This window comes from Bacillus sp. ISL-41 (assembly GCF_018613235.1).
GTDB lineage: Bacteria > Bacillota > Bacilli > Bacillales > Cytobacillaceae > Mesobacillus.
The window spans coordinates 17,089-27,955 of record NZ_JAGGQP010000031.1 but is presented as its reverse complement, the minus strand read 5'-3'; the positions used below and the strand labels follow the sequence as shown (position 1 = coordinate 27,955).

Genomic DNA, 10,867 nt, shown 5'->3' with positions numbered 1-10,867 from the left:
TCCAAACTCGTCTTAAGTTGGACTTTCTTTTGACAACTTTTCTTCTTCTCTCGCCAAACCTGTCACAAGGTTCGGATTACTTTTCTGCCTTTTCCTGCATACCTGTGTCCGAAGCTTTTTTTGCAAAACAAAAAGCCCCGATCAGGAGCTTATATCCAATGATTTTTCGAGCAGCTTTTGATGCCTGATTTCGAATTTGTGAATGTGGTTCAACTCTTCCAGCAGGTCGTGGATCGAGACCAGTTCGTAATAGATGACTGTTTCTTCGGAGAATCGGTGGGAGCAAGCTTCCCGCCCATCTACCTCATGTCTCAATAAATTCAGCAGCTCTTTTACGATAGCATCGTGGGATTCATCCATCGTAAAATCGGGATGGTGGAACGCGGACTTGATCGATTTTACCATGGCTTCTACTATCTGTGATTTTGGCTCGGGCAGGTGCATCGATGGGAGAGAAACGAGATTTCCGACGTGATAATGGACTTGTCTCAAAATCGTCAGCTTCTTGAATTCATAATGGATGTTCCGCATGTCCTTACGATCAAATTGATGCAGTTTCCATTCTTTCTTTTGATACTTACAAAGTGTTTCAATCGCTTCCATGTCTTTCAGGATTTTCTGGAAGTCGGACCTTGTTTCCCGGTGCAAAGGCTGATGCCTTGTGATTTCCGTTCCCCTGCCTTCTATCAAATCCCCCGTTTCCACAATCAGCTGCCGGATTTTTGCCTTGATCGATTTTGAATAATCAGGACGGATCACAAGCAGGTTTACCAGGGTCGATACCGTCAGCCCGGTCAAAGTCGTTCCAAGCCGGATGAAAAAGTTGGACAGATAGTGGTCATGGACAGTAGAAATCATGGCGACGCCGGTCAGCACTGCCACCAGCGCACCATCCTGCAGGTGCAGCCTGTGGCAGGCAATGATGGTTGCGACGGCAACGAGCATATAGGTTAGCGGGCTGTCGCCGAACGCAAAGTTGAAGACGACTGAAAAAGCAGCGCCAATCGCCGATGCCGGGAACCTTACATATGCTTTTTTTATCGAATCGGCCGCGGTAGGTTCAATCGTTACAATCGCGGTAATCACGGCGAACATCGGCGGCCAGCCTAACAGCTCGCAGATCAATGCCGTAATGAACACCGCAATCCCTGTCTTAAGAACCCTTCCTCCGACAAAATTGAATTTTTTTAGTATAGCCATTTTGCATTCCTCATTTTTAAATACATACTCTCATTATACCGTACGTAACCCGGATACGAAAAAGAGCCCCTGATCAGAGGGACTCTATAGTCAGTTGATCACATATCCGCCGCCGCTGACCTCGGTATCAGGAGGGACAGTGATATAGATGAATTCCAACCCTTGCATCATTCCATAACCGCTGGTGAATTGCACTTCGTCTTCGGTGAATTGAGTAAAAGGAAATGCGTTCTTGTACTTAATAAGCTTGATACTCACAGGGTCGAGCGGGAAGATTTTTAGAGTGGTTCCATTTAACTCAATGTCCGGTGATTTGATGCGGTTGGTTATATCTATATTGTCGATATAGGAATAAGTGGAGTAATGAGTCACTTCTACTTTCCCCTCAACAGATGGGTCCTTTTCGATGAACACCATTAAATTCTGCGCCATGATATTCATGTCCAGATGCTTCCCGTCGAGCGGAAAATCCCAGGATCCTTTTTTGGTGAGCCCTTCCGCTTCGTCAATTTTTCCTGATTGGACCGTTTGGTAAATATCGCTATTCAACCGATCATTTTCCGCTAATTCCTCATCAGTCAGATACTCGCCTTTGATCGTATCCTCCACAGGCACCATGAATGCGAGAATTCCCGCCACCAGCAGAATGATGAGGTACCCTGCAAAGACCTTTGTGACGATGCTGCCGCTCATGAATCTGGCACCAAGAAATCTATTTGAAAAGCTGCCGAAACTGACAATCACCAGAATGACAAATAATAGTAAAACTATAAAACTCATTTCCTCACCTCCAGGCTGTTAGAGATCCAGGCCGCTATTCCATAGGCAAGCGCGGATGTCAGCAGTACTTTTAACGTAAATAACAGAAAGGATGTTTCTCTCACAAAAATTTGGCCGATATCAATTACGTAGGTAGACTCACTTGCCAGGAACACATTTAAAAATAAGCTTCCAAATAGGAGCGCAGGAAGGACGATGGTAAAAATCTTGCTCCTTTGGACTAACATTCCGACCAAATAGCCCAGCGCTGTGAACAGGAACAAATAGAGAATCGTAGCAGCAAGACCTTCTGTCATTTGCAACACTGTCATTGGTTCGCTTTCAATGAATTTACGGTCCTTCTGGAATAAAAATACGAGCTTCAGTGATTGGCTTGCAAGCACGAACGTGACACCGCCGATGACGCTTGCCCAGCCCAGGAACAAAATATTCGATAAATGACTGCTCAGCCTGTTAGCCACAAAAGAGTAATCATCATATCGATAAGCCTGGGTGGTAACAATAATCGCTGAAATGAATGCCCAGATCATCATAAAAGCAAGGATGAAGTTGCCAGAGTAATAGTTCATATCATAACTGAAACTTTCCGATCCTCCGCCACCGCCTCCTTCTCCTCCTAGTGAAAAAAGAAGCCCGATGATCTGCAGCAGCATCAAGGAAGTGAATACCCCCCGGTAAGATTTCACTTTAAAACGAAGCTGCTTTTTTACAACATCCCAAAGGCTAACCTTTGTTAAATACATCGTCAATCCCGCCTTTCTCCTGGCTCGTCAAGTACAGACAGAGGTCCTCGTTAGAAATCGTCGAGAACTCCAGGCTATTTTTCATGGCTGATGCAATCTGATCATCGGAAAGGTCATTGCGAATCACCGCATACGTCCTTCCAAATTCGGTATTGCTTTTATGAAATACCTCTTGGTCGCGGAGCCAGTTTTTCATTGCACCCTCTTTGCCGCTGACTACAACAGCAAACTCTCGCAGTTCTTCAATCGGCATATGCAAAAATTGCTTTCCGTCCTTCAGGAGCAGTATGTCTTCAAGGATATCTTCCACTTCATTCAGGTGATGGCTTGAGATGATGATCGTGCGGGGATTAGCGATGTAATCCTTCAAGAGTGCCCGGTAAAAATCCTTCCTGACTCCCGCATCCATTCCGTTTGTCGGTTCATCGAAAATGGTCAGCGGGCATCGAGCCGCAAGCCCTATGATGGCGTTGAAAGTATTTTTCATCCCCTTTGAAAGCCCATTATGCGTCTGCTTAAGATCCAGGCCAAAATAACCAAGAAGATTCCGCGCCAATTTCATGTCCCAGTTCTGATAAAAATCAGCCGCTGTTTCAAACAGTTCTCCGAGATTCAATGCCGCTGGCAAGTTCATGTCATTATCAATCATGATCATGTTGGCTGACACCGTTAGATTATTGAATGGATGCTCTCCAAACACTTTAACTTCACCGTAACTCTCGCGCATGAAACCGGCAGCAATTTTCAGCATGGTCGTCTTCCCTGCCCCATTCCGGCCAATCAAGCCGGTGATTTTGTTTTCCCCTAGTGAGAGAGTAAGATTATCCAAAGCCTTTTTCTTCCCATATATTTTGGTTACATCTTTAAACTCCAGCACACTCATCATGTATCCCCCTTTAAATCCCGTTTGGCTTCCTGGATCATCTGTATCAATTCCTCTTCCGTCACCTGGAGATGCTCCGCTTCCCGCACCAACTCAGCCACCAATGACTTCAATGTCTGATTCCTCCGTTTCGCCATAATCATTTTCTTTGCATCCTCAGACACGAACATCCCGAGACCGCGCTTTTTATAAACAATGTTTTCATCCGCCAAAATATTCAACCCTTTTGCCGCTGTCGCCGGATTGATATTCAGCATTTCCGCGAGCTGATATTGCGAATAAACCTTTTCATCCTTCTTGATACTTCCGCTGAGAATCTCCGTTTCCAGCCACTCAGCAATCTGGACGTAAATCGGCTTCATGCTATCTGAATTAAGGATCAACCCCGCACCTCCTCTAACAGGCATCATAGTGCATTACTGTTGTAATGTACTATATAACAATTTATGCTATATCTCAAGGGATATTTAACCATTTTTTAAAAATAAGGAGAATTGGGCCTGGAATTAGACTTGGAACTGGACGGAGAAGAGGCTCGAGAAACCCGTGGGAGGGTAATTTACTCTAAAATTGAAAGTTTCATATAAAAATTGAGTACAAACTTGATTGTTGGTACAATTTTAACTCGGAAATTTCATGGCAAATCATCTTTCTACCCGTTCAACCTGGCTGACTGCTCGATGATTGCGCATAATCTCCCGAACAACATGGTTATTCGCCCAATCAATAAGTATAATCTCCCAAAAAACCTGGTTATTCTCCCGATCATTAAGCATAATCTCCCGAAAGAACAGGATAATCTCCTCTTCATCCTAAAATTGGAAAAATGAAATCACCTCACTGATTCTATTAACTTCGATTCAGAAATATAAAAAACCCCCTCGCATTCATTTCACGAGAGGGCACATCCTATAACACTTTTGTTTTATCCATCGGGCTTTCGAGCTTCATAAGTTCAAGCTTCATCTTTTCCGTTTCGAGTAGGTAGTTTTCATGTTTTAGTCTTTCAAGCTCGATTTCGTCTTTAATCATGCTGTGTTTGATTTTGGCTACTCTTTGATAATGGCTTGTGACGATAGCGACTAGCGGGATCGAAAATACCATTATGATTGTAATCGTTCCTGTCATGGAACTTCACTCCAAATCTATCATGATTTTACCTCTATCATAGCAAATGCAGGAAAAATAAACCAATCCTAAACGGAAGTTTCAAATTGGACTTTATGCAAGTTCGCGAAGATTCCTCCCTGCTCGATCAACTCATCATGGCTGCCTTCTTCGGCGATTCCGTCCTCCGTCACGACGACAATTCTGTCGGCACTTCGAATCGTTGCCAGTCTGTGGGCGATGACGAGTGTTGTCCGGTTCTTGGATAATTCCCCGAGAGCTTTCTGGATGATTCTTTCTGTTTCGGTATCGAGGGCCGAGGTCGCTTCATCAAGAATCAGAATCGGCGGATTCTTCAGGAACATACGCGCAATCGCAATTCGCTGCTTCTGTCCTCCCGACAGCTTTAGGCCGCGTTCTCCGATCTGCGTTTCATAGCCTTCCGGCAGGGCAGCGATGAAATCTTCCAGATGCGCTTGCTTAGCGGCTTTAACGATATCCTCATGTGTTGCCCCTAGTAAACCGTAGGCAATATTCTCACGGAGCGTTCCGGTAAAAAGGAACACATCCTGCTGGACGATTCCGATTTGCGAGCGCAGCGATTCCTTCGTCATCTCCCGAATATCGATGCCATCGATTGTGATAGCGCCGCTATTCACATCGTAAAAGCGCGGAATCAATGAACAAATCGTCGTTTTCCCTGCTCCAGAAGGTCCGACGAACGCGACCGTTTCTCCATGATTGATTCTCAAATCTATTCCTTCTAAAACTGGTTTATTCTCATCATAGCTGAACGTAACATCCTTGAATTCAATATTCCCTTTCAAAGCAGGGACCTCAATTGCATCATCCCGGTCCACGACATCAGGACTCTGGTCCATCAGCTCGGTAAATCGTTTGAAACCTGCCATCCCTTTTGGATACAACTCCAGGATTGCACTGATTTTATCGATTGGCTTGAAAAGTACGTTCACATACAGGACGAACCCGACCAATTCACCATAGCTCAATGTCCCCTGGAAACTCAGCCATGCACCGTACACGAGAACTACGAGAACAATCAGCCTTGTCAGCATATAAATGCCCGATGAACTGAAGGACATGACCTTATAGGCACGTAATTTGGCACGGCGAAACTTGCGGTTATTCTTTGTGAATCTCTCAATCTCATAATCTTCATTCGTAAAAGACTGGACCACCCTGATACCGGAAACACTGTCCTCAACCCTGGCATTCACATCGGCAATGTCTGTGTACATGTTTTTCCACGCCGCGTTCATCTTCAGGTTGGAATAGGTAATCAGCCAGATCAGGAATGGCACGATGATCATCGTCGTCAATGCCAGATTGACGTTGATTGTCAGCATGATCCAGAACGCGCCGACGAAGGTCATCACCGCAATGAATAAATCCTCCGGTCCATGGTGGGCAAGCTCTCCCAGATCAAAAAGATCATTGGTGATCCGGCTCATGATATGCCCTGTCTTCGTATTATCGAAAAAGCGGAACGATTGCTTCTGCACATGCTGAAACAGCTGCTGCCTCATGTCCGTCTCAATATTGATCCCCAGCTTATGGCCCCAATAATTAACGATGAATTGAAGCAATGTGCTGATGACATACAACAGCAGCAGCCCGATGCTAACACTGACGATCATATTCCAGTTCCCGCCGGGCAATAAGGTATCGATGAACCATTGCACAGCGAGCGGAAAAGCAAGTTCCAGCAAGGCAACGATTACCGCACTGCTGAAGTCAATGATGAATAACCGCCGATGTGGGCGGTAATAAGTAAAGAATCTGCGTATCATTTTCCTATCTCCTTTAATATCTTCAAGTGATTATATGCCAGGGAGTAACACTATTTCAATAATTTTGAAAAAATAAAACCAAAGGATAATTTTTCAACTCGCGGTTATATTTGCCAAATGTTGGACAGTTTATAGAGAGAATCGAAAAGTGGTTGAGGTGAATACATCATTGATTTCTAAAAGACATTTCCTGTTTAATGTGATAATTATAGCTGTTCCTTGGCTATCCTTGTTGTTCATAGGCAGAAGAAGCTTCAAGCGCTACTCTTTTGCTGGTATTTTTATTATTGGTTTTGAGATTATCAACCATTTGTATGGCCACAAGCGCAGGTGGTGGAAGTTTTTCAACAAACGAAAATCTTTCATGAGGGATGAACTTCCATTCAGCATTGGACCATATATGCCGCTATCAATGTGGCTTCTGAAAATCTCATATGGGAATTTCAAAAAGTTTATTACGCTAAATGCGATTGCCGATGCATTTTTTGCATTCTTTTTTATGAATGTACTCAAGAAGTTAAAAATCATCAAGCTGAACAAGCTGAATCACCTTCAATTCTTTTTCTACATACATTACAAAGCCTACCTATTGTATGGGGTGCAATATCTGTATGAGAAAATAAGGGGTTATCGGCTATATATGTAAAAAAAACGCTCCGGGCTGCAGTGCCCGGAGCGTTCGTCTTTTAAGAAGGAATAAGGACTCCTTCAAGCTCTCGATTGATTTCTTTCGACCGGTTTGCCGCATGGTTGACTGCCTGGGAGATGGCCGTTCCGCCGTTATACTTCCTTAATGCGTTCAAGCCGGATGCTGTCGTTCCATTCGGTGAGGTTACATTCTTTCTTAGGACCTCTGGAGTTTCGTCTTTTTCGATGATCATTTTTGCCGCACCAAGGATGGTCTGGGCAATGATTTCACGTGCCATTTTTTCGTCCATGCCGTTTTCCCTGCCGACACGCTCCATGTGCTCCATCAAGTAGTAAAAATACGCAGGTCCGCTTCCGGCAAGGCCTGTGAAGATATCCATCTGCTCTTCTTCAATCAGGAACACCTTACCCATACTGCTTAAAAGCTCTTTTACATCCTCGATGTTTTCATCCGTTGTGTGCAGCCCTGGAGAAATGGCAGTGGCTGATTCCTGGATCATGCTTGATGTGTTCGGCATGACACGGACAACCTGCTGGCCATCTTTCAGGTTATCTTCCATAAAACCTGTTGATATACCTGCCAAAACGGACACAACCACCTGGCCAGGCACTAATTTATCCTTCAAAGCCTCAAGTGCTCCCGCTGCACCCTTTGGCTTCATCGCTAAAATAAACATATCGATATCTTCATATGGCAATTCAGCCTGAGGCATCGCATTGATTCCATATCTGGATTCCAATCGCTCCAGTTTCGCTGCGTTGCTCTTGTTCGTAACATAAACATTTTCCGCGCGCATTTTACCTGACTTTACTACACCTGAAATCATCGCTTCCGCCATTGATCCTGCACCTAAAAAAGCTACTTTTTTATGTTTTAACAACCGCATTCACCTCATAAAAAGTTTATTTTCCGTTCACATTTTATCAACGTTACCTATAGTAACATCCTCAGAATGAGATTCAAGGATATCAGGCCAATTCAGGAGCATACTGGCGAGATAGTGAATGAAAGCGGAAACATTCTGTTTATAAGGTACATTTTATGGCGTAAACCATCGTTAATGACATGAGAATGGATATTACGGCCGAATACGGGAAGTGAGATTTTCCTTAATGATGTAAGGATAGAGAACAGCTAAAAACAGAAAAAACATCTCATTGGGAATGCTTGAAAGGAAAAATATCTGGATCAGGATGCCAAAGTAAGCAAGATAAAGGTATGGGGCATTTCTGTAAATCTTACCTGTCTGCAGTTTAGCAAAGATAAAAGCCAGCATGATCAGGAATAATGAAATGCCAATCACTCCTGATTCGGCTAACACTTCCAGGAAGGTATTATGCGCGTACTTAAGCTTGCCTGTATCTCTCAGATAATAGTCTGAAAAGTTGAATACACCGATTCCCACCAGTGGACTGCCAAGGAAATACTGCAGCGCTTTATCCCATATCTCAAACCGGCCGCTGCCGCCGTCATTTCCAATTCCAGTCATTCTGTCTGTGATCATTCCAAATATGTTGAAATTCGTGAAGCGAGAAATAATGAATCCTGCAGCAATAGAGATGCTGAAGGTTTTCAAGAGTGTCCATATTTTTACCCGCTTGATAAAAATGTACATCACAACGATGAGCAGCATGGCAGCGAGCCCACCACGCGAAAAGGTCAGCACATTGCATACGGCAGCCAACAACAGACCATATCGATTTTTACGAGTTTGCAGGTTAGTTAAGTAATAGGCAAAAAAAAGTGTATTGTGGAGGATATAAAAATTCGGGTCATCGAGAAGGCCGATCAGCCGTGGATAATCCCGGTCGAGGAGGACCCCATGCATGCGGACGTCTTCATCTCCCCCGGACGAGAGCTGGAATCCCAGCTGTTTCAGCCCGTAAAAGTACAGAAGCAGACTCATGCCATTGAATAGCAGTCCTGCATTTGCCACAGCCTTTTCTATCACCTTAGTCGAAAAGCTGACTATTAACGATTTCATTAATAGATAGCAGCAGATGACAAGAATGAAGCCGAGGATGATCCGCAGGCTGCTTGCCGGGAATAAGGAAAACACTCCTGTAAAAGCATAGTACAGATAAAACAAATACATGGCCGCTTCATGTTCAGTTGTTTTTTCAAAAACGACTTCGCGAAGATGAAAGAGATAATACCCAAACAGCAGCAGCATATATGGTTGTAATGAAAACCCGACATCAATGCTGTATTTCCCCAGATGAATCAATATGAAAAGTCCCATAAGGACGAGGTACTTTCGATCTTGCTTCAAAAGACATCCCTCCTTTTTTTCAAAGAAAGGATCAATTCGCGAAGCTCCCGATCCAGCACGCAGAGCAGGCAGATGAAAACAAAGCAGATGAAAGATGCTAAGTACGGATTCCCTGGCAGTAAAAAATCAATGCTATAGAAGCACACTGCAAAAAAACCAATATAAATCCAGGCCTTTTTAGCGATGGCCCAGCGATCCGGGTTCATTGCCAGAAACCCAAGGACGGAAATGATTTCGATCAAGACTGCAGCATAGACGGCCCCCATGACAGCAAATTCTCCACTTAAAAGGTAATAGAGAAACAGCGCTGCCACAACGACCGCAAACTGGACTGCCGTTCGTCTACTCTGAAGATTTTTTGTCGTCAGTCCGTCGGCAAAAGCGATACTGATGCTCTGGAAAAATAAAATCAGTCCGGCAATTTTCAACGGTTCTGCCGCTGCCGCCCATTTTGCTCCGAAAAGCAGGGAAACCATTTCATCCGACAAAAAGAAAACCGGAATGGTCATAAGCATGCCGATGACCCCCATCATTTTTGCCTGGAGAATGTTCAGCCTCAAGTGTTCCTGCTGATTACCATGGTGGAAATGGCGGAACAGCACCGGGTAAAACGCCCCCGCGATGACACCTGGAATTTGATATAGTGCCGATGGAATCCGGTATGCCACTGCAAAAATCCCCACTTCAGTCATTGTGATTGTTTTTTCCAATACGAGCGGTCCTAATTGTGGCAGGAGCATAATCAGCAAACCGCTCAGCACAAAGGACCAGATATTTTTAAGCAGAGATTTCTTGAACGGAGTCCGGAGGTCAAGCTTGACCTGCCTTCCCACAAGATACAGGCCATAAAAACCAGCGATCAGATAGGAAAGCCCAAACAAAAAGGCGATCATGAGCACATGAAGCGATAACAACATGCCGATTGGAATGAAGATCACCAGCACCAGCGATGAACAAATGCGAATATAACCTAAATACTCCATCTTCTCTTTCAGCTGGAAATACGTGACCCCAATACTTTGCAGCGCAAGTCCGGCAACCATTGGAATAACCAGGGAAAGCATGATTCCTTTCAACTGTGGCTGGTCATATGAAAAATGGATGATGGCATACGAAGCCAAAAATGTTGCAACAAGAAGGATGGCCCGCAATTTTATATACGAAACAACAATGGCCGCAACATCCGCATTCTGTTTGGACCCCTCCCTCAGCACAGTATTGCTCAGGCCAGCGTCGGTAAAATACCCCATGACCATCGCAAATGCCAGTGCCACGCTGAACATTCCATAATTCTCAGCGTTTAAATAGTTGACCAGTACAATCAGCACCACCGTATTGATCCCTCTGGAAAGGGCTGTGCTGTAAAACAGATGAAAGACATTTTTTCCGATACCGTTTTTGCCAGCCTTGCTCATAACCTTC

The 10,867-nt window shown here is 44.4% G+C and carries 11 protein-coding genes; 1 reads left to right on the top strand and 10 read right to left on the bottom strand.

What is annotated here, in order from left to right; all coding sequences use genetic code 11:
- Positions 1-141: 141 nt before the first annotated feature.
- The 7 genes from J7I80_RS16825 to J7I80_RS16795 all read right to left on the bottom strand — a co-directional run bounded on the left by J7I80_RS16825 (position 142) and on the right by J7I80_RS16795 (position 6,524).
- Complete coding sequence (locus J7I80_RS16825; RefSeq protein WP_214739648.1) at positions 142-1,200, bottom strand: aromatic acid exporter family protein; 1,059 nt, start codon at positions 1,198-1,200, stop codon at positions 142-144.
- 90 nt (positions 1,201-1,290) lie between these two features.
- Complete coding sequence (locus J7I80_RS16820) at positions 1,291-1,980, bottom strand: hypothetical protein (protein ID WP_214739646.1); 690 nt, start codon at positions 1,978-1,980, stop codon at positions 1,291-1,293.
- Positions 1,977-2,723 (bottom strand): hypothetical protein, encoded by a 747-nt coding sequence (locus J7I80_RS16815; protein ID WP_214739644.1) that lies wholly within the window; start codon positions 2,721-2,723, stop codon positions 1,977-1,979. Before J7I80_RS16815 ends, J7I80_RS16820 begins: the two co-directional genes overlap by 4 nt.
- Positions 2,704-3,606 carry an ATP-binding cassette domain-containing protein gene (locus tag J7I80_RS16810; RefSeq protein WP_214739642.1) on the bottom strand — a complete coding sequence of 301 codons (903 nt, stop codon included), beginning with the start codon at positions 3,604-3,606 and terminating at the stop codon, positions 2,704-2,706. The genes J7I80_RS16815 and J7I80_RS16810 overlap by 20 nt, the downstream gene beginning before the upstream one ends.
- On the bottom strand, positions 3,606-3,989 hold the full coding sequence (locus tag J7I80_RS16805) for a GntR family transcriptional regulator (protein ID WP_214739640.1): 384 nt from the start codon (positions 3,987-3,989) through the stop codon (positions 3,606-3,608). The genes J7I80_RS16810 and J7I80_RS16805 overlap by 1 nt, the downstream gene beginning before the upstream one ends.
- 526 nt (positions 3,990-4,515) lie before the next feature.
- Complete coding sequence (locus J7I80_RS16800; protein ID WP_214739638.1) at positions 4,516-4,734, bottom strand: hypothetical protein; 219 nt, start codon at positions 4,732-4,734, stop codon at positions 4,516-4,518.
- 68 nt (positions 4,735-4,802) lie between these two features.
- Complete coding sequence (locus J7I80_RS16795) at positions 4,803-6,524, bottom strand: ABC transporter ATP-binding protein (protein WP_214739636.1); 1,722 nt, start codon at positions 6,522-6,524, stop codon at positions 4,803-4,805.
- A gap of 169 nt (positions 6,525-6,693) precedes the next feature.
- Between J7I80_RS16795 and J7I80_RS16790 the strand changes: the two genes are divergently transcribed.
- Positions 6,694-7,170 (top strand): hypothetical protein, encoded by a 477-nt coding sequence (locus tag J7I80_RS16790; protein ID WP_214739634.1) that lies wholly within the window; start codon positions 6,694-6,696, stop codon positions 7,168-7,170.
- Between the two features lie 40 nt (positions 7,171-7,210).
- Here J7I80_RS16790 and proC read toward each other — a convergent pair whose 3' ends face one another.
- The 3 genes from proC to J7I80_RS16775 form a co-directional block, all read right to left on the bottom strand.
- Complete coding sequence (gene proC / locus J7I80_RS16785) at positions 7,211-8,059, bottom strand: pyrroline-5-carboxylate reductase (RefSeq protein WP_214739633.1); 849 nt, start codon at positions 8,057-8,059, stop codon at positions 7,211-7,213.
- Between the two features lie 192 nt (positions 8,060-8,251).
- On the bottom strand, positions 8,252-9,445 hold the full coding sequence (locus tag J7I80_RS16780) for an O-antigen ligase family protein (RefSeq protein WP_214739632.1): 1,194 nt from the start codon (positions 9,443-9,445) through the stop codon (positions 8,252-8,254).
- A complete protein-coding gene (locus J7I80_RS16775) occupies positions 9,442-10,860 on the bottom strand; it encodes an oligosaccharide flippase family protein (protein ID WP_214739631.1) in 1,419 nt (472 codons plus the stop codon). The genes J7I80_RS16780 and J7I80_RS16775 overlap by 4 nt, the downstream gene beginning before the upstream one ends.
- Positions 10,861-10,867: the final 7 nt, after the last annotated feature.

Bases quoted from the DNA above. Each gene is read 5' to 3' on its own strand.
- J7I80_RS16825 (WP_214739648.1), bottom strand. From the start codon at position 1,200: ATGGCTATACTAAAAAAATTCAATTTTGTCGGAGGAAGGGTTCTTAAG.
- J7I80_RS16820 (WP_214739646.1), bottom strand. From the start codon at position 1,980: ATGAGTTTTATAGTTTTACTATTATTTGTCATTCTGGTGATTGTCAGT.
- J7I80_RS16815 (WP_214739644.1), bottom strand. From the start codon at position 2,723: ATGTATTTAACAAAGGTTAGCCTTTGGGATGTTGTAAAAAAGCAGCTT.
- J7I80_RS16810 (WP_214739642.1), bottom strand. From the start codon at position 3,606: ATGAGTGTGCTGGAGTTTAAAGATGTAACCAAAATATATGGGAAGAAA.
- J7I80_RS16800 (WP_214739638.1), bottom strand. From the start codon at position 4,734: ATGACAGGAACGATTACAATCATAATGGTATTTTCGATCCCGCTAGTC.
- J7I80_RS16795 (WP_214739636.1), bottom strand. From the start codon at position 6,524: ATGATACGCAGATTCTTTACTTATTACCGCCCACATCGGCGGTTATTC.
- proC (WP_214739633.1), bottom strand. From the start codon at position 8,059: ATGCGGTTGTTAAAACATAAAAAAGTAGCTTTTTTAGGTGCAGGATCA.
- J7I80_RS16775 (WP_214739631.1), bottom strand. From the start codon at position 10,860: ATGAGCAAGGCTGGCAAAAACGGTATCGGAAAAAATGTCTTTCATCTG.